Annotated in this window: 17 protein-coding genes; 6 read left to right on the top strand and 11 right to left on the bottom strand. The window is 37.0% G+C overall.

What is annotated here, in order from left to right; all coding sequences use genetic code 11:
• Position 1: 1 nt before the first annotated feature.
• The 5 genes from ASG21_RS03415 to ASG21_RS03395 form a co-directional block, all read right to left on the bottom strand.
• Positions 2–838: a polysaccharide biosynthesis/export family protein gene (locus ASG21_RS03415; protein ID WP_056075919.1), complete on the bottom strand. Its 837-nt coding sequence runs from the start codon at positions 836–838 to the stop codon at positions 2–4.
• Between the two features lie 40 nt (positions 839–878).
• Positions 879–2,003 (bottom strand): MraY family glycosyltransferase, encoded by a 1,125-nt coding sequence (locus ASG21_RS03410; protein ID WP_056075916.1) that lies wholly within the window; start codon positions 2,001–2,003, stop codon positions 879–881.
• Between the two features lie 37 nt (positions 2,004–2,040).
• Complete coding sequence (locus ASG21_RS03405) at positions 2,041–3,048, bottom strand: glycosyltransferase (protein ID WP_056075912.1); 1,008 nt, start codon at positions 3,046–3,048, stop codon at positions 2,041–2,043.
• Between the two features lie 106 nt (positions 3,049–3,154).
• Entirely contained in the window at positions 3,155–4,225 is a 1,071-nt protein-coding gene (locus ASG21_RS03400) for a formimidoylglutamase (RefSeq protein WP_056075909.1), read from the bottom strand.
• Positions 4,226–4,351: 126 nt separating this feature from the next.
• Positions 4,352–5,458, bottom strand: coding sequence for a glycoside hydrolase family protein (locus ASG21_RS03395; protein WP_241773446.1), 1,107 nt, complete (start codon positions 5,456–5,458; stop codon positions 4,352–4,354).
• Positions 5,459–5,566: 108 nt separating this feature from the next.
• Between ASG21_RS03395 and ASG21_RS03390 the strand changes: the two genes are divergently transcribed.
• Positions 5,567–5,860: a hypothetical protein gene (locus tag ASG21_RS03390; protein WP_056075906.1), complete on the top strand. Its 294-nt coding sequence runs from the start codon at positions 5,567–5,569 to the stop codon at positions 5,858–5,860.
• Positions 5,861–5,886: 26 nt separating this feature from the next.
• Here the strand turns inward: ASG21_RS03390 and ASG21_RS03385 are convergent, their stop codons facing one another.
• The 6 genes from ASG21_RS03385 to ASG21_RS03360 all read right to left on the bottom strand — a co-directional run bounded on the left by ASG21_RS03385 (position 5,887) and on the right by ASG21_RS03360 (position 17,115).
• Entirely contained in the window at positions 5,887–7,035 is a 1,149-nt protein-coding gene (locus ASG21_RS03385; protein ID WP_056075903.1) for an alpha/beta hydrolase, read from the bottom strand.
• A gap of 261 nt (positions 7,036–7,296) precedes the next feature.
• Entirely contained in the window at positions 7,297–9,870 is a 2,574-nt protein-coding gene (topA, locus tag ASG21_RS03380) for a type I DNA topoisomerase (RefSeq protein WP_056075899.1), read from the bottom strand.
• Positions 9,871–9,915: 45 nt separating this feature from the next.
• The gene (locus ASG21_RS03375) at positions 9,916–11,061 is read right to left on the bottom strand and encodes a hypothetical protein (RefSeq protein WP_056075896.1); all 1,146 of its coding nucleotides are present in this window, start codon (positions 11,059–11,061) and stop codon (positions 9,916–9,918) included.
• Positions 11,062–11,311: 250 nt separating this feature from the next.
• Positions 11,312–14,752, bottom strand: coding sequence for a T9SS type A sorting domain-containing protein (locus ASG21_RS03370; protein WP_056075893.1), 3,441 nt, complete (start codon positions 14,750–14,752; stop codon positions 11,312–11,314).
• A gap of 224 nt (positions 14,753–14,976) precedes the next feature.
• Positions 14,977–16,116 carry an EpsG family protein gene (locus tag ASG21_RS03365; RefSeq protein ID WP_056075890.1) on the bottom strand — a complete coding sequence of 380 codons (1,140 nt, stop codon included), beginning with the start codon at positions 16,114–16,116 and terminating at the stop codon, positions 14,977–14,979.
• Positions 16,117–17,115 carry a glycosyltransferase family 39 protein gene (locus ASG21_RS03360; RefSeq protein ID WP_056075885.1) on the bottom strand — a complete coding sequence of 333 codons (999 nt, stop codon included), beginning with the start codon at positions 17,113–17,115 and terminating at the stop codon, positions 16,117–16,119.
• Between the two features lie 147 nt (positions 17,116–17,262).
• Between ASG21_RS03360 and ASG21_RS03355 the strand changes: the two genes are divergently transcribed.
• The 5 genes from ASG21_RS03355 to ASG21_RS03335 all read left to right on the top strand — a co-directional run bounded on the left by ASG21_RS03355 (position 17,263) and on the right by ASG21_RS03335 (position 24,051).
• The gene (locus ASG21_RS03355) at positions 17,263–20,916 is read left to right on the top strand and encodes an MMPL family transporter (RefSeq protein WP_056075881.1); all 3,654 of its coding nucleotides are present in this window, start codon (positions 17,263–17,265) and stop codon (positions 20,914–20,916) included.
• 42 nt (positions 20,917–20,958) lie between these two features.
• Entirely contained in the window at positions 20,959–21,873 is a 915-nt protein-coding gene (locus tag ASG21_RS03350) for a hypothetical protein (protein ID WP_056075878.1), read from the top strand.
• A gap of 2 nt (positions 21,874–21,875) precedes the next feature.
• Positions 21,876–23,015 (top strand): beta-ketoacyl-ACP synthase III, encoded by a 1,140-nt coding sequence (locus ASG21_RS03345; protein ID WP_056075875.1) that lies wholly within the window; start codon positions 21,876–21,878, stop codon positions 23,013–23,015.
• Entirely contained in the window at positions 23,015–23,446 is a 432-nt protein-coding gene (locus ASG21_RS03340) for a hypothetical protein (protein ID WP_056075872.1), read from the top strand. Before ASG21_RS03345 ends, ASG21_RS03340 begins: the two co-directional genes overlap by 1 nt.
• Positions 23,447–23,610: 164 nt before the next feature.
• Entirely contained in the window at positions 23,611–24,051 is a 441-nt protein-coding gene (locus ASG21_RS03335) for a hypothetical protein (protein ID WP_056075869.1), read from the top strand.
• Positions 24,052–24,176: the final 125 nt, after the last annotated feature.

Below are 24,176 nucleotides of genomic sequence, written 5' to 3'. Positions count from 1 at the left end.
ACTATAGATTTTTGATAAGTAAATAAACTGATAAAGCTGTAGTAAACACAGAAACCCCGCTTATAATTGTCTGCACAGGATCTTTCCCGAATCCGTTAAGACTTCTGCCTCTTGTGGTAAGAAAAATTTCATCACCATTCTGTACATAATAATAAGGCGAATTCATTACATCTTCTCGTGTAAGGTCTATTTTTGCTCTTTTAATTCCTTCAGGATACTTTCTGTGAATAACAATATTTTTTCTGTCGATTGTTCTGTTCAAACCTCCGTTGATTGAGATTGCTTCCGATAAAGTAAGTGTATTTTTCATTACGACTTTTTCACCTGTCATTCCGGTGGTTTCCACATCACCTAAAACGTAATAAGTAATTCCGGCAGTATTCAGACGAACCTCAGATTTGCCTTCCTGAAAATTTTCGTTCACTTTATCCTGAATATCTTTGGAGATATCTTCAACAGTTCTTCCTTCTGCTTTCACAAAACCGATTCCGAAAATATTTATATCTCCGTTGGAATCAACTTTCAGTCCGGTGAAATAAATCATAGCGTTACCACCGGTACCGGCACCTCCGGCCACAGTGATATTATTTACTGTGGAACCAGGCGCATACATTGTGCTGTAAAACTGAGCAGCATCACCTTTCGGAGTAGTTACAATATCCAGTTTTAAAATGTCATTTTTAGTAACTCTGTATACTGGAATATTATATGGGATCAGCCCTTCTTCATTGATTACCAGACTTTCGCTGGGCTGCATATATTTTACATCTTTCGGTGCAATACAAGATGACAAAAAGAATGGCAACAATATTAACAGGTAATAATTCAAATTTTTCATTACTGAATAAAAATTAATTTGCAAAAATAGAAATTTAAAGTTAAGGTTGTGTTTTTAGTTTTTGAACCTTTGTGACAATGTCCGGAAGGTAAGCGCCCAAAAACCCAAGAGACAAAACAACAATCAGCAGAAGATTCACATCAATATGTCTCAGAAAGTATGCGACAATAATGATCATAAGATAATAACACATGATATAAAAGCTCGATCTTCGGTGAGTAAGATTCATTCTGATCAGTTTATGATGAATATGATTCTTATCTGCCTCAAACGGTGATTTTTTATTAATACATCTGATGATGATGACATTAAGCGTATCTACAATTGGTAATATCAAAATCGCTACAGCAATTGCCGGTGCAGATTTCAAATGATAGCGGGGCATATTGGGGATTTCCTTGTCAATAAAGATATCAATAAAACAAACCGCTGTAAACGCCAGCAAAAATCCTAAAAGCATCGAACCCGTATCGCCCATAAATATCTTGGTAGAGCGGTAGTGAGAGAGATTATAATACAAAAACGCCAAAACAGACCCTATAATACATACCGACAGAATTACCAACGGATAATTATATTCTCCTAAACGGTAATAACTGATCCCGAAAAGTGCACTGCATAGCAGAGAATATCCTCCCGCCAAACCATCTATTCCATCTATCAGGTTGAAAGCATTAATTAAAATGATAAAGGTAACTACGGTAAAAATAACGCTGATAAAATAGTTAAGCTCGTAAACGCCAAAAATCCCAAACAGACTTCTGATACGCACATCCGAACCCATCACCAACACCACTGAAACCAAAATCTGAGCAATCAGTTTTTTGTAAGCTCTCATCACCATAATGTCATCCATTACACCAACGTAAAGAAGAATGATCAATGATGCAAAAAGAAATTTGTAGAGATCAAAAATTTCGTGGGCAAAAATAGAAGCACAAATTCCTATAGAATAGAAAATAGCAATTCCGCCAAGATTGGGTATTTTTCTGAGGTGCGAACTTCTCTGTCCGGGCTCGTCCATCAGATTTTTTCTGCGTGAAATTTTAATGATTGTAGGAACCGAAAAATAGGTAATGACAAATGAAAACACTAAAGCCAAGCCTACTTTCAGATAAAAAAAGGGAAGTCCTGTTTGCAATAAGAATAATTCAAAATTCCTCATTCCGGTTGTGTACAGCTTTTATAGCAGCAGAAAATTTTTACATAATTTTTTTTAAAACTCCGTAAAAACCGCTAAAATAAAGCAGATAATAAATTTTTTTTTTCAACGGCAAAGATAACAGATAATTTCTATCAAAACGATTGTAAATCAATATATCTTTAAATTTAACATTCCTTTCCTGCATGAAAATACTGAGTTTATTACTCATATTTTTAAATACATAGTCGTCTTTCACAAAAGCGAGATAGGCTAAAAAAGTGTAAACGCCTTCAAGAATCTGAAAGTTTTTAAGCTCATTTTTCTTAGATGAATATTTAGATAATTGAAAAGCATCTTCAACATCCAGCACGGCATTCAGAATATCGAGTCCTTTTTCGGTGTGTGTTTTTGAAATGGAATTGCTGCGTTCCAGATAATGATAATGATAATTCTGAGTCTGTGCCAGCGTTTTACATTCCAGTAAAAGTTGCGGGATAACCTGTATATCTTCGAAATGAACTCCTTTTTTAAATCTTTTATTCTGAAAAAGTTCTCTTCTAAACAGTTTGTTACACGCAAAATAACTCAGATCTGAAAAGACTGAAAAGTTGCTTTCCAGATCAATTTTTTCAGGCATATTCGGAATTTGAGTCAGTTTTTGGGTAATATTTCCTAATTCATCCACCTTTTGAATATTACAGATCACCATTTCTGCATCATGCTTTTCAGCAAGATTCAACATTTCCCCGAACATTGTTTCAGAAACATAGTCATCGCTGTCTACGAAACCGATATAATCTCCGGAAGCACGGTCGATTCCAAAGTTTCGTGCATCGCTTAAACCTCCGTTTTCTTTGGTAAAAGCTTTTATTTTTAAAGGAAATTCAATGGAAAAGCGATCAATAATTTGTTGTGAAGCATCGGTGCTTCCGTCGTTGACTACGACAATTTCAATATCCTGCAGAGTTTGGTTTACCAAAGACGTGAGGCATTTTTCCAGATATAATTCCACATTATAAACCGGAACAATTACCGAAACTCTATTTGTTTTTGAGTGATTTGTCATTATTAAATTTCTCTACCGACATTTCGCAGCTACGCAGCTTAAATGTTCAATTATAATGTCAATTGTTCAACCAACATTCCGCGACTTCGTCGCTTTGCATTCAGCTTTAAACTCTTGTAAACCTCGCGTTCAGCCAACCTTTCTTGGCATCATCAAAATCTTTTCGTGAGCAGGGAATGCAGTTTTCAATATTTTCATCATCACCAAAATACCATAAACTGCTGAAAGTATCACGTTTAAAAGCATACTGTCTGTCGTTGATCAATACATAGAAAAGTTCGTACTGTCTTTCCTTTGGATGAGATTTCTGGATGTTGATTCCTTCAATTAAATACCATATCATTTGCGCTAAAAGCTGATGGTTTAGCTGATTTTCAGAATAAATATTATAGTTGAAAATGCCGACAGATTTTAAATTTTCGCTTAAGCCAATTTCTTTCATGTAGGCACAGATTTCTCTTCTGTTTAAACCGTTGACCTGTGGATTAACAGAGAATGCATCACTGAAACTTTCTACCGCATCGCAATTAACCGTTACCAAATCTGCTTTTCTGAAAAAAGGTTCAGTTTTCTCAGTAGAATTCATCATTTCGGCCAAACGGACGATATCAAACTCCACTTCCTTGATGAGTTTTACAGAATCATTTTCATTGAGATGTTTCTGATATCCCAAATGGTGGTAATTTTTAATCGAGAAATTTTTAGACCCGAAAATCTTGCCTAAAAAAGTATGTTCGTTGATTTCCTCTCCTTGCTTTAAAGAAATTATATTGCTGATTTGAGTATAATTAATATTTTGCTGATGAAAATTCAATCCTGAAAATACGGAAAACGCAAAGTCATTTGAACCACCAATAATCACCGGAATTGCTCTTTTCTGATGACAAGCCGATAAAACTTCCTGCAGAATATAATGAGAATCTTCCACAGATTTTCCCGAAACCAAATCCCCCAAATCCACAACCGGAATATCAAAATCCAGTTGAGAAAGTTGGTAAAATTCCTTTCTGACAGCCGTAAAATCCTGCACTTCTGCTTCACCGCCCGCACCACGGTAATCTGAAACGAAAAGCAAAACGATACTGTCTTCTTTTATTTCTTTGGTAATTCTGCTTCCAATCTGCCAGTTTTCTGTTCTGAAATTGCGTGGCGAAATAATAAAATCTTCAAAATTCATACTTCAAGCTCCTTTAATAGCCTCAAAAATATTAAAATAAAATGATTTTTACGATTAAAAAACCATCAACAAAACTTCGTCGATGGTTCTACAGTAATAAATATTAAGAATTAAGTATGATAAAAATTAATGTTTCAAAATCTCAAAAACAAACGTAGTAGAAGTCTCATACTTCCCACCCTGCGTTGCTCCAAACAAAAACTGTGGTCTTTTGCCATCTCTACTCATCAGAATCATCGGCCTTTCCAGTCTTCCGAATCTTTTCAGATGTTTCGGTGGTTCAGCTTCAGTGATGTATTTTTTTAGATCGAAATAAGCAATTTCAGGTTTATTCCATTTAATACCATCTTTTGTGGTTAAATGCAAACCATATTCATGATTATAAAATCCCATATCTCTTGCGACCATGTGAAATTTGCCTTTCTGTTTCCATATAAAAGCATCTTCCAGCTGAGCATTATTGGGCATCGAAGAAAAATCAATCACCGGATTTTCAGAAACTTTTACATAAGGACCTTCAGGCTTCAGGGCTTTAGCCAAACCATATTTCCGGTTTCCGCGGACGGTTCCCTTTTGGGTTTCATATTCCCTGGTGTTCCAGGATTTGTAAAACAGCCAGTATCTTCCATCATCGCCTTTTACAAAAGCCGGATTGGTCGTACAGTGATCATCCCATTCGCCTTCTTTTCCTGGTAAAAGCAATGGCTGGTCAGGTCTTGTCCATTCTCCGTCAAGACTTTTTGAGGTTGCCAGACCAATTCTTTTCGTATTTGTTTTCCCGTTGGAATTCCCCATGAAAAACAAATAATACTGGTCATCAACTTTTTTGATTAAAGGATTATGACAGGTGGTCGCATCCCAAAAACCCTTCCCTCTCGGACTTAAAATCACTTCCTTATGTTCAAACTTTTCAAAAGGAGAATTGGCTTCTGCCCTGCAGATTTCTGAACCGTTGAGCCAGCCGCCCATGCCTTTTTCTTTCTTCCATCGGGAATAAAAGAGATGCACTTTCCCATCTTCACCCCAGATCGGAGACGAGCACCAAATGTAATAACCCTCGAGCTCGAGTGATCTGCCAATGGGTTTTAAATTAAAATAAGGTTTATCTTCAGAACGAAGCAAATCTGTAAATGACGAACCAAAAAACACAGCAGCCACACCTAAGCATGAAAGCTGTATAAATTCTTTACGTGAAAAGTTTTTCGGATCTTTCATATCATCAAATCTCTGCATTGCCAAATTACTCTGATTGGTTTGTCGGAGCATCCTGCACTTTAGGGGTGTTTGACATGATTAATTTTGAATAGTTTTGTTTAAGTTTAATATTTATAAATTAGTAATATGAAAACTGTAACAAAATCAATTGCTATAAGTCTTGTTTCTCTATTTACTTTAGCATTTTTTTTAATTGTCGGATTAGTTTTTTATGAAAGAAACTATTCAGCAAAATTTAAGAATACCTCTTTAAATATTACTCAAGATATATTTATAAAAACTTGGGGCAGACCCGATAAAATCAAGTATTGTAAAGATTGTAACGACAATCTGGTTTTATTTTATTACACACCACTTACCTACTACGCCTTTAACTTTGATAAAAAAACGAAATTGCTAATCAATAAATATCAGGATTAAATACAGTTCATTCAACTTTTAAAGACTTACCTCTTCATCTGCGTCACAGAATAAAAAAACCGCTCCACAGAATACATAGAAAGCTGACCGGCAGGACCATTGAGATTATACTCAAAACCATGCGTTCCCCAAGGAATTGTGAGCAAATAATTTTTTACATGATGTTTATCCAATTCTTTTTTCAGCATTTCACTTTGAATATGCCAAACGTGCGCATCTAGACAGCCGTGAGCAAGCAAAGTAGGCGTTGTATTGGCATTGACATGAAAAATTGGTGATTCGGCAATATATTTTTCAGGGACTTCTTCGGGTGTTCCTCCTAAAAAATCTCTCTGCACTTCTCTGGAATCCATGATCAAAGGATTATCCGGATTTTTATAGCTCCACGGCATATCGATGGCTCCATAAAATGCGGCAACCCCTTTTACGCCGCTTTCGTTTCCGGTGTAAGCCATCGTCAGAACAATGGATGCGCCTGCAGATCTTCCCATCAGAACAATGTTGGAGGTGTCAATTTTCAGTTCTTCAGCGTGTTGGCGAATCCATTTAAAAGCAGAATGCAAATCTTCCTGCTGAGCCGGACTTGGGAATTTCGGAGCCAACCGGTAATTAATCGTTGCTACCTGATAACCTGCATTGGCAAAATAATTATTGGCAGCTGCGATCTCACTGTTGTCTCCACGCTTCCACGAACCGCCATGAACGACTATTAAACACGGTCGTACACCAGAAATTGCGGAAGGCGTTAAATTTAAAGTCAGATCAACACCATCGGTTTTTGCATAATGATAGGTTTTAAAAGGAATATCTTTCGCCCCGTTTCCTGTAAACATTTGTAAAAAACTGTAGGGCTTCTTTTGGTGAAAACCTTTCATATCTGTATCTTTTACTCCAAATGATTGTTCAATATCTTCACTTAGATGACTCCCGACGTTATAAGCCCGCACAATTGGCGAACTGAGAATCACAAAAGTAATTCCGCCTAGAATAAGCGACAGTTTCTTGAATCTTTTGGAATACCAGCTCCAGACCAGCAATGCCAATACAGCCAGCATAAAAACCCATGGAAATTCGGGAACGGCAATACCTACATACCATGTGCTTTGACTTGGTACGGGAAAAAAATTCACTAAAGAAAGTATGAACAAAATGATAACGAGGATGAGACGGATCATAGTTATGGTTTGGAATTACATACGATTTAAGTGGAAGAGCAGTTTTATACTGAATGTAAATGATTTAATAAAAATCTAAAAAACATCAATTGAATTAAAATTACATCAAAATGGGTAGGAGCAGGTAATGTTGATTATTGGGAAATAGAAGATTCTACATTATTGTCAACTTCCTAATCTCTCCGCTGGTGCGCACAAGATGCAAGTAACAAAAAAGCACAGACCAAAAATCTGTGCTTTTATATTTTATAAAAGAGAATACTACTTTTTCGCTGCCGGCTTCTTCACCGCAGGTTTCTTAGCAGCAGTCGTTGCCTTTTTCGCAGGAGCTTTCTTCGCTGCAGGTTTTTTCTTTTCTGCGAAAGCTTTAGGATCCTGAGCGGTAATCCATTTTTTAACCTCATCGATGGAGATTTCTTTCAGGTCGTCTGCCTCGTATTTGGTGTCGTCTTTTTTCTTTGGAATTTTGTAGATATTTTTTCCGTGTTTCACGATTGGGCCCCATCTCGCGTTTTCAATGGAGATCTTTTCGGCTTCCCAATGTTGAATGTAACGGTTGGCTTCTTTTTCCAATTTCGCTTCCACCAATTCGTTAATGTCGCTTTGAGAAAGATTTTCAAAGTTATATCTCTTCGGAACATTGATGAAAATACTCTGGTATTTGATGAAAGGACCAAACCTTCCCGTTCCTTTTGTGATCGGCTCGCCTTTATAAGATGCAATCGGCGCATCTGCAAGTTTTTTTTCAGCAATAATCTCTTCTGCACGGGTCTGATCAATCGACAGCGGATCTTCTCCTTTCGGAATACTGATGTACGTTTCGCCCCACTTCACATATGGTCCGAATCTTCCGACACCAATTGTAACGGTTTGTCCTTCGAATTCATTAAGATCGAAAGGAAGTTTAAACAGTTCCAATGCATCTTCCAGAGTGATGGTAGCGATGTTTTGTCCTGACAGAAGTGATGCAAAAACCGGTTTTTCTTCATCATCCTGCTCCCCGATCTGAATCATAGGGCCGAATCTTCCGATTCTTGTCGTTACATTCTTGCCAGTTTTTGGATCTACACCCAAGAGACGTTCTCCGTTGGCACGGTCTGCATTTTCTTCAACATCTTCAATCCTCGGATGGAATTTTGAGTAGAAATCAGTCATCATTTCTTTCCATTTCTGGCCGCCATGTGCGATTTCGTCGAAACTTTCTTCTACTCTTGCGGTAAATCCGAAGTCTAAAATTTCGCTGAAATTATCAGTCAAAAAGTCGTTTACCACTTCACCGATGTCTGTAGGAACGAATTTATTTTTGTCGCCCCCGAATTTTTCGTCGAGAACTTCTTTTTTGATTTTGTCTTTTACCAGAGACATTTTCACGATCTCACGGGTCTGAGGTTCGATCTCTCTTTTGTCAACATATTCACGGTTCTGAATCGTCTGAATCGTCGGTGCATACGTCGATGGACGTCCGATTCCCAGTTCTTCAAGTTTTCTTACCAAACCGGCTTCAGTGTATCTCGCACTCGGTCTTGTGAATTTTTCTGTTGCGGTAATTTTTTTATAGTCTAAAACTTCGCCTACAGTAACTTTCGGCAATAGTTTTTCGTTGTTTTCTTCGTCGTCGTCTTCTGTTTTTACGATACCGTAAGCTCTCAGGAAACCATCAAATATAATCACTTCTCCCTGTGCTTCGAAATGCTGGGGAAGTTTTGCATTACCAATTTCGATCACGGTTTTTTCAATCTTGGCATTCGCCATCTGAGAAGCCAGTGTTCTTCTGTAAATTAACTGATATAATTTATTCAGCTGAACGTCACCAATCGTTTTTACAGAGAAATCTGTCGGGCGGATAGCTTCGTGAGCTTCTTGTGCAGAAGATGATTTGGTGGTATAGTTTCTTGGCGAAGAATATTCTTTGCCGTATTCTGATAAAATCTGAGTTTTTGCACCTTCAATGGCTTCCTGAGAAAGGTTCACAGAGTCTGTTCTCATGTAGGTAATATGACCTTCTTCGTACAGTCGCTGAGCAAGACGCATGGTGTTAGTAACATTGTATCCCAATCTTGAAGATGCTTCCTGCTGAAGTGTGGAAGTGGTAAAAGGTGCAGATGCAGAGCGGCTTCCAGGTTTTGTTTCAACGTTCAGAACTTTAAATTCAACTGTTTTTGCGAGTTCTAAAAACTTTTCTGCCTCTTCTTCTCTGTCGAAATCTTTTTTAAGCTTTGCAGCGATTTCCTGAGAGGTTTTATTTAAAAAGATCCCATCTAATTTAAAGCTTGCTTTAGAATTGAATGCACGGATTTCTTTTTCTCTTTCCACTACCAGACGTACAGCTACCGATTGCACTCTTCCTGCAGACAATCCCGGTTTTACTTTTTTCCAAAGTACGGGAGACATTTCGAAACCTACGATTCTGTCGAGAACTCTTCTGGCCTGCTGGGCATTTACTAAGTTCTGATTAATATCTCTGGGATTTTCGATTGCTTTAAGGATCGCATTTTTTGTAATCTCGTGGAAAACAATTCTCTTTCTGTTGTCTGGTTTCAGTTTTAATTCTTCGGCCAAATGCCATGCGATGGCTTCTCCTTCACGGTCTTCATCGGAAGCGAGCCAAACCATATCGGCTTTCTTCACAGCAGACTTCAGTTCTGTTACCAATTTCTTTTTGTCGGCAGAAACTTCGTAATCCGGACTGAATGTGGCCAAGTCTATTCCCATCCCTTTTTTAGGCAGATCACGGATGTGTCCGAAGCTGGACTTCACCTCATAATCGCTACCTAAATATTTTTGAATAGTTTTTGCTTTAGCCGGAGACTCGACGATTACTAAATTTTTCGACATTCCTGAAATTTTTGCAAAAGTAAGCCTTTTTTTATTAAAGCAGATTTACAGCATTTTATTTAACAGTTCCACAGGCGTAATAAAGACTCTGTACAGCAAACCTTCCCATGTAAAACCCCTACCCGACATCTCAACTCTGTACAGTAATGAAAAAAGGATTAAAAGAAGAATGATTCCATTTTTTAAATTTAAACCAAAACCTTTTGAAACCTCATCAGAATTGCGTTTGGGAAGATTTAAAGAAAAAAGAACGATCAGAAAAATCATGTGAATATAGAGCCATCTACCCCAGTCGATTGCGAGATAAAAAAGAGGCAAAGAGAATAAAAATGAAGCAATTAATAAAATAGACAGAAACTTTCGTCTCTTTTGAAACTTTAAATAAATCCCGATATGTATTACACTTATAAGGAAGCTGATCAGGTATAATCTGTAGTCATTGAAATGCTCTTCAATATATTTCCGCTCATCAAAATTCCAGAAAAATATTCCTTTGGTTAAAATTACACCACGGTCTTTCAGAATTTCCAGAGACTGACCTTCGTTGATATCTTTTCCGAGGAGAAAAATTAGTATTGCAGGAACGAGGGTTACGAGAATGTACTTAATATATTTTTGAAGTTCAAATTTTCCACTTTTTAAATACAATCCAATCAAAAAATAAGGAACGAAAAAGAGTGTTATTTCATGGAAAAACATGGCAGTCAGCAATCCTAAACAGATCAGATATTCTTTAAAACGGCTGAGTTTGTCCTGATCTAAAAGATTAATAAAAACAGCAAACAGGAAAAAGACTATAAATTCTTTTTTTCCGACGTAGTCAACACAGTTAAAAATCCCGATAAAACCTATGGACGACAGCAAAAGCGAGAGATAAAGTAAGTCCGGCTGTTTTCTCTGAATAATTTTAAAATAAGTATAAAAAAATCCACAAATAATGATGACTTGGAAAAAGTAAACTGCAAGATTTAATTTTAAACCTGTAAGATCCTGAATAAGAAAAAAGAAGCTTCCGGAAAGACCTCTCCTTTTGAAACCGCCATCCTGATAGTTGATGAGCCAGTCGCCAAGAATATATCCGTCGGAATTTCGGTTGTGTATAAAAGTAAAAACCACCGCAAAAACTGCGGTTGCCACAATTAATAAATTGATGGGCAATCTTACGGTAAAAATTTCTGCGGCTTTTTTCAAATATGTGGTTTTTGCAAAATAAAAGAACCGAAACCGTTTTGAATTTGCCTGTTCTTAAATTTGATTGTCAAAAATAGGAATTAAAGCGTATTCAAAAAACAATTTCGGTTCTGTTTTATGATGATTTAATTTAAATTGAGCAAAATTATTACCCAACCCTAAAGGGCGTTTTTTTGCTCAATTTTAAAGAATTTTTTCACCCAATACGATTTGGGGCAGAAAAACTCTTGTTATATATAACCTAGAACTTTTACTTCTTCATAATTTTTACAACAACTTCTGCATCATTGATTCTTACAAGATAAAAACCCTGGGTCAAATCTGAAACATTGGTCTGATTATTCTCAAATTTACCTTTTCTCACCATTTGCCCTGAAGCATTGTAGATCTGAAAATAGTAATCTTTTCTCACATCAGCCTTGATATAAAGAATATCCTGCACAGGATTTGGAAACAGAGAAATTTGATTTTGAACCTCTTTTTCTTCGATTTGTTTCTGAGTGAAAACGTTGGTAGCCTTGAAAGCACCTGCCTGCGTCACAGGAATCGCAGGAATTGGCCCCGCCTGATCTCCTGATGTATTGGTATTAACTTTCACACAACGGCAGTTCATTCCAAAATACGGATCATTGTTATCATGGAAAGCAATCATTCTGTTGGCACTTGAAGCAGCATCAAACAAGATATTGACAGGTCTGCCGAGATAGTTTGAATTTAAAGCTCCCGTCCAGACTCCCGGATACTGATAATTGTTGACATTAAAAGTTCCTGTCGCCGTTTGATTTGCTGTCACACTTCTGAAACCTCTCGATCCTGAATTCGGGAAATTACCGACATTGTAGGCAGGATTGTTGTAAATATAACCGATTGTTGTAGTTGTACTGTTTCTCACTCTTGTTCCCAGATAATCAGTAAGCACACTGTAACTTGTAGCTACTTTTTTGTCTTTTTTGTACCATGGCGAAATTCCGAAATCTCTGTTGGTGATAATTGCTGTGCCTGTTAAATCAGGAATTCTCCAACCTTCCGGACACGGATCATAAACCGATTTTTCACCACCTCTTCCCCAGCGGTCTGCAGCTAAATTGGGTTCATCTGAGATCCAGTCTGACCCGTTTGTATAATTCGGAACAGCAGAATTGTAAGGTGCAAAAGTACTTGGAATCATGTACACCAATGGATTTCTTACAGAATAAGATAAAATTTTAGCTAATTTTTCCGGAACAGTATCCTGAGTAACGACATTCGCGTTGCTTGCGTTTGAATAAGTGTTGTAAGGAACGATATAATTTCCTGAAAGATTATTGTAGTTCGCATAGCTAAGCGCCGTATAGGAAACAGTTCCGTTAGCAGCAACATTCCCCAGATAAATGCTGTAAGAAGCTCTATTGTCAGCGTGCTGAAACGGAGGAATAGGATCTTTTCTTCCCCACTGATACTGCATTCCGGTGGAAGCTCTGATTTGTGCAAGTTCAGTAGCGTTTGGAGTTAAAGGATTTGCCACGACAGGGAAAGCATCGGTAGCCCCAAGGTTTCTGTCCATAAATTCCGTTTTCAGAACATCACCTTTCTGAACATAATTGATGTAGTTGGGTGCGTTTGAATTTGGTGTTTCCGTAGCATAAGTGAAAGAAGAAATTGCACTGTCGGTCACCCAAATATGCCACGACCAATACACAGGATTGGCAATACTTCCGTTATGGAGAGTAATCACGGCATTTCCACTCTGGTTCGGATTGATATTAACCTGAATTTTTGTGTTCGAAAGATCCGCCATACCTGACGGAGATGGATTTGAAAGCGCGACAGAACCAATCAGTGCTGTGTTGGTAGACCACAGAACATTCGCTTTTAAACTGTTAAAACTTGCTGAATTCAGTATCGTCTTGTTATTCAGCAACTGACTTTGCACTGAAAACGCTTTAGATACAGGAATCTCAACCAAAGTTGACGTGGTATTTTTTACAATCTGATAAGTATTTGGATTTTTTAGACCTTCCGTATAATCTGTCGGCTCATCATAATATTCCGTTGGGTAATTGTAGTTATGAACAATATATCCCGGATCCTGAATGCATCTGCATGCGTTGGCATCAGAAGTTTTAGCGGTTGATGTCGGCATGTACCAATATCTTCCTTTCACGGTTGCATCGCCCGGATTGGGTGTATCTGACTGATATTTATCCGGAACCATAAACAAAGCTCTCGCAGAAACCGCCGGTGTAGCATCGGAAAGTCTTGTCATGGTTGCCGTCCACAAACCTACCTGATGCTGATCGGTGTACTGACCTTGTTGTGAATTAATCGCAAGCTGACCTGTTCCCGGGAAAGTTCCCATATTAAAACCACCCACCGAAGTCATGTCAAAACCTACATTCGGATATACTTTAAAGCCTGTCATGAATGCAGGAACTCCCGCATCCGATGGCTTTATAATATGATTTCCCGCACTTTCGAATGCTGTTTTACCTAAATTGGTACGAACGCCAAATGGCGAGAAATCTATTCTAACATCATCAACGTAGGTTGGAGATGCCAGATTGGCAACCAGCATCGACGGCAAACGCCATCCGTTCGGGCAGGGATCGAAAGGAGATTTTCTTCTGTACGGTTGAGCCGCGTCGTCTGCATTGTAATTTGTGCTTACATTTCCTTCTGCATTGTCGGACCAAAGATTTAATTTCGGTAAATCCTGACCCAAAATATCTGAAGATGCACCAAACCAATTGTACATCAGGTTGGCATTGTTATTATAATACGCCGGTCCGGAAAGATCATCTTTGTAAACATAAATTGGGCTTAAAGGATTATTGATTGAAAGCGCCATATTATTTTCCACAGTTGCTGTAGAAACAGGTGTGAAAAGCCTTAGGTTATCAAAATTGGTTGCATTGGTAAAGTTTTTCGCTCCTCTGTGACGCACTCTTCCAATACTTCCTGAAACCTCATAGAAATCATCACCTTTTAAAACCAAGGGCGGAATAGGATCTTTTCTTCCCCACTGATACAAAAGCCCACCGCTTCTGTTCCATTCACCGGCAGTGTTTGATGATGAAATAGCCCCCAGATTTCTGTCCATCCATTTCCATTCTCCGGCTGGGATCACTTCAGTACCACCACTTGCGGTTTCTCTCTTAACATTTTCAAAACTACGGTAGGTAGAGCCGTCAGTTGGATCATCTGTCACCCATATATGCCACGACCACGCGACTTTTCCATCTACTTTAAATGCAATAACTGCATTTCCTTTTTTACCTTTATTTACAGGAACCACGATTTTTGCTTCTTCCTTGCTACCTGACAGACGAAGTCTCGCTCCTCCACTCGTTTTGATCAAACCATGATTGTCTTCCCAAAGCAATTCTGCAGTTGTCTTACCGTCGTAATTGAAATTATCTTTGTTCAAATACTTGTAAAAAGTCCAGACAGCATAAGCTTTTTTAACAGGAATATAGATTCCGTCGTTCGTGGTGGAAGGATCGAAAATATAACTGTTTGGAGCTAAAAGCCATGGGTAGGTGTAAGCCCTGGCCGCATTCACATCGGGATCCATAGGGATTTTTGATGCGTTGACAAAATTATTTGCCGGCTGATCACTTTTTGCAAAATCCTGCTGCGCATACGTGTTGCAAAAACTTAAAAGTACAAAACCTGCTGAGGCAAGGCTCTGAAAAATAGATTTTTGTTTCATAATAATACTTAGATACAAATTTTAGTCTTTAGTTTTAAAGTTTCAATTGATTATATCAAAATAAGTTATAATAATCGTTTATGAGTGGACACATAAACACAAATTACATTTATAACTGACAATAATTTAACGATGGCAAAAATATGTATTTAAATTCACAATTTTGAAAACTGTGAATTAATTTTTCATTATGAATCAAAGATTTTTTTTGAAATACTGAAGATTTAAGGCAACAAATAGTTGTTGTAGCGCTCTATTGTGAAGTTTCCGTTAACAATATTTTTAAAGCTGGAGAATACAACAAAGTTGAAAATGAAAAGTGAAATGATAAAAGTGTAGATCAATCTCTTGGTCGCGTCACTTACCACATACATAGTATTTATGATGATAATATAGGAGAACCCAATAAATGCCCCCGCAAGACGCGACGAGAAAATAGGATTATTTCTGAATATAAAATACGCGCAAATACCGATTACCGCATAGTTTCTGTGGTATTCGTAGTAAGGATATTTCTCTTTCATCTGATTATCAAAAAAGAACAGAAAGAATGTGAGAACCGCCATCATTCCCTCAGGAACACCGATACCTCCGTTCAGACGGGTAACAGACTCATCAACATAACCATTGAAACCTTCCACAAGCATATTGTCTGAGGCTACACCTTCCAGAAAACTTCCGAAAATTCGGTAGACTTCAAAAGGAGAAAGAAAGATGGAAGTGATAATCGAACCCAGCATCACTGCTTTATTAATCGGAATTCTGGCAACCCAGTACATCGGCAGAAAAACGTAACAGACATTGTGAATACCTGCACCCAAATAAATAAACAGCAGATACATAAAGAGCTGCCTCGACTTTATAAAACGTATTGAATAGTACACTATAAATGACCCTAAACACTGACGTATCTGTCCACTTTCTCCGATAAAAAACCCAGGAATAAAAATAAAAAGAATAAATGTGAAGGGATAAAATGTATTTTCCTCTATATACTCAATTTTAAAATAAATCGTTATCGCAGCAATTACAAGCGTGAGAATGTAGAAAGGTGCATTAAAAACATTCAGCAGAACCTTATTAATCAAGACAAAGATCCACTCCAGCTCAAACGGATTGGGTGGTTCAAGATACAGTGCTTTATAAATAATACTCACATAATCGATCTGATCCGAAAACGCATAAATCCCGACATAACTTCCATAATCAGGACCTACAAACTTCCGCAGCCCCGCAATCAAAATCAGAAAAATCCCGAGATACCAGAGGTATTTTTTTTCAACCCTGCGGCCAAAAACTTCCTGCGCACTGAAAACCAGCAGCACAACAAAAACAATCAGGTAGTAAGGGTGAAATAAACTCATTTAAGCTTTATGAAAATTTATGTTTTGGGAAGAAATCACCAGTACTCCCAGCAAAAGAGGAAGCCAAAGTCTTGTTTCCCAAAACAGCCCGACAAAAGTAATCATTCCAAGATAAGGAACAGACAGGATGATAAAATTTTTGAAAGTATTCCGCTCTGCAACTCCGCAAAGCTGATAAATAAAGCATAAAACAACAGTACCGAAAACTAATCCCGCAAGATTAAACGGACTGCTGAAATTCTGAAGCAGATAAAATCCCTCTGCAACCGCACCTTCCTGAGGAATGATCATTCTGAGCCCGATATAAGGAATTACAAAAGCTAAAATTACAACAGCAATCTCTTTGTAAAAAGCAAAATTTTTAATACTGAACTTTCTGTAATCAAAAAATAAAGCCGCGAAAAATGCGATATTCAGACAGGCTGTTTCCCGTACAAATGTTGAAATAAAGATAATTCCGGCAAGAATAAATAAATCTCTATTCTGTCTCGATTTTGAATACTTTAAACTGAAAAAGACTCCTGCCAGAAAAAAGAATACAGCGATGGAATCACAGTTTGTCGGCACATACTGCACAATGACCATCAGAAATACACCTAAAAGATGAAGCAACTTTCTTAATCTCGGATCCGAGGCAAAAAGGTTGGGTTTAAACTTTAAAATTTTATCTAAAACCACTGACGAACACAGAAAAAAAACAAGATTGATCAGAAAAATACTGTGGTAAAAAGCTGTTCCGTTTTTTACGATAAACGGTTTTAAAGAAATCAGATTTGAATTGATAAAATCTGTCAGAAAAGTTGTGACATGAACGGTAAGAAAATTAGGAATCACACGGTAAGCATACACTGACGAAAACATAAAATCCGGAGCTTTCCCCATCGTTTTCAGTTTTACGTACGACGATTCGAAACCGTAATATGCCATGAAAAACAGCAAAAAAGGAAGTATTGCTGTAAAGAGGACCGAACTTATTTTTTCATCGTTGTTTTGCAACATACGCCGCCGAATGTAATGTTTTTGCTTCTGCTGACCGCTCGAGCGTTGCAAAAGTAGAATATTTTACTGATTATCAGCAAAACTTCGCCTATAAAGTTTTGACCTTAAGCCTAAAAAATTAAATTTGCAACTTGATTTAACAGGGCAATGCATCGCTTTTTCATCCAATTATATTATCTGATTTCCAAAAACCGGATTATTTCCATCGCAGTGGCTTTGGGAATTCTCATTGTCTGTGGATTTTTTGCTTCGAAAATAAATTTTGAAGAAGACATCAATCAGATTATTCCTAAAAATGAAAAATCAGATCTGACTGCTAAAGTTCTGAAGCAGCTGAACTTTTCAGACAAGATTATCGTTATCATCGAAAAAAAATCGAAGGACGAAAATTTTCAGCTTTCTGAAACAGCGGATGCTTTTTTAAATAAAATTGAACCTCTCCAAAAATATATCGGTTCGGTTCAGGGAAAAGTCAATGATAATGAAATCTCCGAAACTTTCGATTTTGTCAATCAGAATTTACCTTTGTTTTTAGATGAAAATGATTATTCTGAAATTGAAAGAAAAATCAATAAAGACAGCATTGCAAAACAGGTTGAGAACAATTATGTCTCTTTGGTTTCTCCCACAAGTCTTGTGACAAAAGAATTCATCAAAAAAGATCCTTTGGGAATCACTTTTCTCGGCATCAAAAAACTAAATGCTTTAAATATCAGCAAAGATTTTAAACTCGAAGATAATTACATCGTTTCAAAATACGGCAAAAACCTACTTCTTTTCATCGATCCTAAAAACAAAAGCAACGACACCAAAAACAATGAAGTTTTCGTCAACAGTTTAAATGAAATCAAAGACGATATCAATAAAAATTTCAAAGGAAAAACAGAAATAAGTTACTTTGGATCGCCGGTAATTGCGGTTGCCAATGCACAGCAGATTAAAAAAGATATCCAGAATACGGTGATTATTTCAATGACGGTTCTGCTGATCTTGCTGATTTATTATTTCAGGAATTTCTTCACGCCACTCATCGTTTTTCTGCCGACCGTTTTTGCGGTTTTTATTTCACTGATGATTCTGTATTTCATTAAAGATAAAATCTCGGCGATTTCACTCAGCGTCGGAGCAATTCTGATTGGAATTACAATTGATTACGCCCTTCATATTCTCACACATTACAAGCACAACAACAATATTGAAGAGCTTTACAAAGAGATCACCCAACCGATCATTCTCAGCAGTGCGACCACAGCAGTTTCTTTTCTATGTCTGGTTTTTGTGCGTTCAGAAGCATTGAAAGACCTCGGACTTTTCGCAGCGATTACGGTTTTTCTGTCTTCATTTGCCGCTTTAATCATTGTTCCGCAACTGTATCATCCGAAAGAAAAACCAGGAAAAGAAAGCACCAATTTCATCGATAAAATCGGAAATTACCCTTACGAGAAAAACAAACCTCTGATTATCGGATGTTCTGTTATGATTATTGCCTGTCTTTTCGGATTCCGTCATGTTGGTTTTAATGAAAATATTGGCGATTTAAATTACATTCCTAAAGATTTAAAAATCAGCGAATCCAAGCTTGAAAAACTGTCGGACATCACTTCAAAATCGATTTACACGATATCGTACGGAAATTCTGAAAGTGAAGCGTTAGCGAGAAATTCGAGACTAAGCCAATTTCTGGAAAAGGAGAAGCAGGAAGGTAAAATTTTAAGTTACAATTCTATTGGAAATGTTGTTTTGTCTGAAAAAGATCAGCAGAAAAAGGTAGATCAGTGGAACAGATTCTGGAATCAGGATAAAAAAAATCAGACGATTTCTGAATTGGTTAAAAACGGAAATGAATTTGGCTTTAATGCTTCGGCTTTTGATCAGTTTAATGAAAATTTAAATAAAACCTATTCCAGTTTAAGTTTAAAAGATTACCAAAAAATAAAGGCACTTCAAATCTCAGAGTTTCTGAGCAATGAGAACGGATTTTTCACAGTTTCAAATGTGGTAAAAGTGGATGAAACCAAAAGAGATACATTCATCAAAGACGTTGAAAAAAGCCACGAATCTTTGGCAATCGACCGTCAGCAGATGAATGAGAACTTTTTAGGTTTATTGAAAAGAGATTTCAATACTTTGATTAATTATTCACTTCTTGCAATCGTTCTAACAATTATTGTTTTCTTCAGAAATTTTGAACTGTCTCTGCTGACAATGTTTCCGATTGTTTTAACGGGAGTTGTAACTGCCGGAATTCTGTACTTTTTAGGTTTAGAATTAAATATTTTCAGTACCGTTGTCTGCACTTTGGTTTTTGGCGTTGGCGATGATTTCAGTATTTTCCTGACGAAAGCAATGCAAAAAGAGCATACGACTGGAAAAAATGAACTTCCGACCTATCGGATTTCTATTATTTTGGCGGTTTTCACTACAATTTTATCCATCGGTTCCTTGATTTTTGCCAAACATCCGGCATTGCATTCATTAGCCTTGGTCGCTTTGATCGGAATGTTTTCAGTGATTGTCATTACTTCCACATTATATCCGTTCTGGTTCCGGTTTTTAATTATCAACAGAGCTAAAAAAGGCTTGTCGCCAATTACTTTGAGACTGCTTTTAAATTCTGTCATCTCTTTTATTTACTATGGTTTAGGCGGATTGATTTTCTCTGCCATCGGAAGTATTTTCGTGAAAAGATCGAAAGGAAAAACTTTGGAATTCATCAAATTGATTTTAGCAAAATTCCTTGTTTCTGTTTTATACACCAATCCTTTTGTCAGAAAAAAAATCATTAGAAATCCTGATGAAAACTTTTCTGAACCTGCAGTAATCATCGCCAATCACACTTCATTTCTCGATACACTGGTCATGGGAATGGTCAGCCACAAAATTGTTTATCTTGTGAACGACTGGGTGTATAATTCTCCGGTTTTTGGGAAAATTGTGCGGGCTTTAGGCTTCTATCCTGTTTCTCAGGGCATTGAAAACGGCATGGAGCAATTGAGAGAAAAGATTGCGCAGGGATATTCGCTGGTTGTATTTCCTGAATCTGAACGTTCATACAATAACGACGTCAAAAGATTTCACAAAGGTGCTTTTTACATTGCGGAACAGTTTAATTTGGATATCGTTCCGATTTACATTCACGGAAATTCTGAAGTACAGCCGAAAGGAGATTTTATTATTTTTGACGGAAGCATTACGGTAAAAGTAGGCGACAGAATCCGTAAAGAAGATTTGAGTTTTGGAAAAGATTATTCTGAGAGAACGAAAAAAATCAATGCGTATTTCAGAAATGAATTTGCGAAACTGAGAAATGAGCTTGAGGATGAGAATTATTTTAAAAAGAAATTACTTTTAAGCTTTTTATATAAAGAAAATGAAGTTGTAAAACCTGCAAAGGAAGATTTCGATAAAAATAAATCGGTCTATTTTGAACTGAACAAACACATCCCGAGTGACGCTACCGTATTTCACATTGCCGATGATTTTGGGCAGAAAGATGCTTTACTCACACTTCAGCAAGCGGGACGCAGAATTTTCAGTTTAATCGGTGATTCAGAAAAAAGAGCTGTAGCAAAAAACAGTTATCTTGTTCACAAAAGAAAATTGAATTACATTGATAATCAGACACAAATAAACAAAAAGATCGATATACTTTTAATTTCTGACGAAAAATATCATCTTACTGATATCAAAGATTTTCCGGAGACCATTATTCTGCTGAATATTAAAAATCAGACTTTTGAAAACGCAAATTATAAACAATTGTTTAATTCAGAAGCAATAAAAATTTTTAGGCACGAATAATAAATCTGAAAATCTTATTTTTGTAAACCATAAAATAGATTAATGCAAAAAAATATACTTGTCTTATATTACACTCAGACCGGACAGCTGGAAGATATTGTAAAAAATATTGCCCAACCCTTTGAAGATAAAAAAGACGAATATAAAGTAACTTACTACAACATTCAGCTGAAAAAAGATTTTCCTTTTCCGTGGCCGTCTGATGTTTTTTTCAATACCTTTCCGGAATCTTACCTTCAGATTCCAAGTGAAATTCTGCCACCGCCTGAGGAGGTTTTAAATACAAAATTTGATCTGATTCTTTTTGGCTATCAGGTTTGGTATTTAACGCCGTCTATTCCTGTAATATCATTTTTAAAAAGTGGATTTGCAGAAAATATCCTGAAAGGCACGCCAGTTGTTACCATCTCCGGAACCCGAAATATGTGGATGCTTTCTCAGGAAAAACTGAAGGTTTATCTGAAAAATTTAGACGTAAAATTAGTCGGAAACATTGCATTAGTCGACCGAAGAGATAATTATACAAGTGTTTTAACGATCCTTCGCTGGATGACCACCGGACAGAAAGAAAAATCCGGAATCCTTCCTGCGGCAGGCGTTTCAGACGAAGAAATAAACGGAGCTGGGAAATACGGGAAGATCATTGAACAGCATTTCCGCAACAGCGATTTCGTAAATCTGCAGCCCGAACTGGTAAAAAACGGAGCTGTAGAAATCAGAGCTTTCCTTGTGAGAGTAGAAAAAGTTGGGAACAAAATTTTCACGGTGTGGTCTAACCTTATCATGAAGAAAAAAGAAAAACGCCCGATGCTGATCAAGTTTTTTAAAGTATATTTAATGGCAGCAATCTGGATCATTTCACCCATTGTTTTGATTTTTCATATCTTGCTTGCACCTATTTTGTGGAACAAAAGACAAAAACAGAAAAAATATTTACAAGGAATTAATTTAAAATAGAAATGTACGACGTATTCATAACAAAAGCTTCAACATACTTGCCAAATGAGCCGGTTTCTAATGATGAAATGGAAAGCTATCTTGGCTTAGTCAACAATACTCCTTCTAAGGCGAGAGCTTTAATTCTGAGGAATAATAAAATTACAACCAGATACTATGCTTTAGACAAAAACGGAAAACCTACACATACCAATGCGCAGATTACTGCAAATGCTGTGGAGGGACTTTTTGACGAACATTTCAAGAAAGAAGACATGGAGCTTCTCTCATGCGGAACCACTTCAGCAGACCAGATTCAGCCTTCACACGCTTCTATGGTTCATGGTGAACTGAATATCGGTAAATCGGTTGAAATCAATACCTCTACCGGACTGTGTAATTCCGGAATGAATGCGTTCAACTATGCCTTTCTGAATGTTAAAGCTGGTGTAAAAAATAACGCCATCTGTGTAGGTTCAGAAAGATTTTCTGCATGGATGACAGCTGATAAGTTCAATCACGAAGCGGAAAACCTTAAACTTTTGGAGGAAAAACCTATTGTTGCTTTCAAAAGAGAATTTCTGAGATGGATGCTTTCGGACGGAGCCGGAGCTTTTTTGCTTGAAAACAAACCGAGAGAAAACGAAATTTCTTTAAAAGTAGAATGGATGGATTTCTATTCTTACGCGCACGAAATTGAAGCTTGTATGTATTCAGGATGCGAAAAGCAGGAAGACGGAAGCCTGAAATCATGGGCAGAATATCCTGCTGAAGAATGGCTGAACCAATCTATTTTTGCATTAAAACAGGATACAAAACTTTTAGATAAATATATTTTAGTAAAAGGAGCAGAAAGCTTAAGAGCATCTTTTACCAAACACGATCTTGATCCTGATTCCATCGATCATGTATTAGCACACATTTCTTCAGGTTACTTCAAAGAAGGATTAAAAGAAGAATTTGCCAATGTCGGACTTGATTTCCCTTGGGAAAAATGGTTTTACAACCTTTCTGAAGTTGGAAATATCGGTGCCGGATCTATCTTTATTGCTGTTGAGCAGCTGATGAATTCCGGTAAACTGAAAAAAGGAGAAAGAATCATGCTTTGCATCCCTGAAAGTGGAAGATTTGCTTACTCCTGTGCCCTGTTAACGGTTTGCTAATGAGAATTTCTTTACCAATCAACGACAAAAATTTTGTTGAAAGTTTAATTCCGCAAAAATTTCCTTTTGTGATGGTGAGTGGAATTTCAGAATATTCTGAGGAGCATCTGGTTTCAGGATTTGAAATTAAAGAAGACAATATTTTTGTTCACGAAGGCGTTTTTCAGGCTTCAGGTCTAATTGAACATCAGGCTCAAAGCGTTGCTCTTCATACAGGATATAAATTTTATCTTCTCGGAAAAGAAGCACCTACAGGCTACATCGGAGCCATCAAAACATTTGAAGCTGAAACTTTACCGAAATTGGGTGACCATTTAATTTCTGAAGTAAAGATTATCAATGAAATGATGGGCGTAACGTTGGTGGAAATCATTACTAAAATCAACGGTCAGATCATTGCAAAATCTGAGATGAAAACCGTTGTAAAATAGTTGTAAAGAGCCAAGGAAAAAGTAAAAAGAGCCAAGTGATCAGTCTGGTTTGTTTTACAGAAGTTTTTAAAACTCGTAATATCCTAGGAAATTGCAAAGATTTAAATTAGCACAATACAAACCTAACGGGCTTTTAAAACCTGTTAGGTTTTAAACATAAAAAAATGGAGTTAAAGGAAGACAACCTCATCAACATTCATCATTTTCTGCCGCATCGCGCACCCATGCTGATGGCAGATTATATTCTGGAGCTTACTCCGGACAAGGTTGTGACTTCTTTTGATATCAAATCTGACAACATTTTTGTTCACAACAACCATTTTGTGGAAGCCGGACTGATCGAGCATTCTGCACAAACCTCCTCTTCAATTCTCGGACAGAGTTTTTTTAAAGGTCCTGATGTAGAAACGAAGGTGATCGGTTTCATTACCAATATCAAAAAAATTGAAATTTTTGATTTGCCTGAGGTTGGCGACACCATTATTTCCAAAGCAACCCTAATTTCTCAGTATGAAAACATCTGTCAGATTTTCTGTGAGACTTTTATGGGTGAAAAGCTGTTGATCCGTACGGAGATCAGCTTGTTTATTCAGGAGATTGAATAGTTTAATTCATGAAAAACTTTATTGTTTTTTGTATTACTGTCACGTGTTTTGCGTTATACTCAGTTGCGCATTACTCGTTTCTGCTTTACATCAATCCACACATGATGCCCTGGCAACAGTTTGAA

The sequence above is a fragment of the Chryseobacterium sp. Leaf394 genome (assembly GCF_001424105.1).
GTDB lineage: Bacteria > Bacteroidota > Bacteroidia > Flavobacteriales > Weeksellaceae > Chryseobacterium.
Note: the sequence above shows the minus strand (reverse complement) of the source record. Positions and strands in the feature narration are given on the sequence as shown.

Excerpts from the sequence above, each read along its gene's own strand:
- ASG21_RS03410 (WP_056075916.1), bottom strand. The coding sequence starts at position 2,003 with ATGAGGAATTTTGAATTATTCTTATTGCAAACAGGACTTCCCTTTTTT.
- ASG21_RS03370 (WP_056075893.1), bottom strand. The coding sequence starts at position 14,752 with ATGAAACAAAAATCTATTTTTCAGAGCCTTGCCTCAGCAGGTTTTGTA.
- ASG21_RS03415 (WP_056075919.1), bottom strand. The coding sequence starts at position 838 with ATGAAAAATTTGAATTATTACCTGTTAATATTGTTGCCATTCTTTTTG.
- ASG21_RS03395 (WP_241773446.1), bottom strand. The coding sequence starts at position 5,458 with ATGCAGAGATTTGATGATATGAAAGATCCGAAAAACTTTTCACGTAAA.
- ASG21_RS03350 (WP_056075878.1), top strand. The coding sequence starts at position 20,959 with ATGCAAAAAAATATACTTGTCTTATATTACACTCAGACCGGACAGCTG.
- ASG21_RS03365 (WP_056075890.1), bottom strand. The coding sequence starts at position 16,116 with ATGAGTTTATTTCACCCTTACTACCTGATTGTTTTTGTTGTGCTGCTG.
- ASG21_RS03345 (WP_056075875.1), top strand. The coding sequence starts at position 21,876 with ATGTACGACGTATTCATAACAAAAGCTTCAACATACTTGCCAAATGAG.
- ASG21_RS03355 (WP_056075881.1), top strand. The coding sequence starts at position 17,263 with ATGCATCGCTTTTTCATCCAATTATATTATCTGATTTCCAAAAACCGG.
- ASG21_RS03335 (WP_056075869.1), top strand. The coding sequence starts at position 23,611 with ATGGAGTTAAAGGAAGACAACCTCATCAACATTCATCATTTTCTGCCG.
- ASG21_RS03385 (WP_056075903.1), bottom strand. The coding sequence starts at position 7,035 with ATGATCCGTCTCATCCTCGTTATCATTTTGTTCATACTTTCTTTAGTG.
- ASG21_RS03405 (WP_056075912.1), bottom strand. The coding sequence starts at position 3,048 with ATGACAAATCACTCAAAAACAAATAGAGTTTCGGTAATTGTTCCGGTT.
- ASG21_RS03390 (WP_056075906.1), top strand. The coding sequence starts at position 5,567 with ATGAAAACTGTAACAAAATCAATTGCTATAAGTCTTGTTTCTCTATTT.
- ASG21_RS03360 (WP_056075885.1), bottom strand. The coding sequence starts at position 17,115 with ATGTTGCAAAACAACGATGAAAAAATAAGTTCGGTCCTCTTTACAGCA.
- ASG21_RS03400 (WP_056075909.1), bottom strand. The coding sequence starts at position 4,225 with ATGAATTTTGAAGATTTTATTATTTCGCCACGCAATTTCAGAACAGAA.
- topA (WP_056075899.1), bottom strand. The coding sequence starts at position 9,870 with ATGTCGAAAAATTTAGTAATCGTCGAGTCTCCGGCTAAAGCAAAAACT.
- ASG21_RS03340 (WP_056075872.1), top strand. The coding sequence starts at position 23,015 with ATGAGAATTTCTTTACCAATCAACGACAAAAATTTTGTTGAAAGTTTA.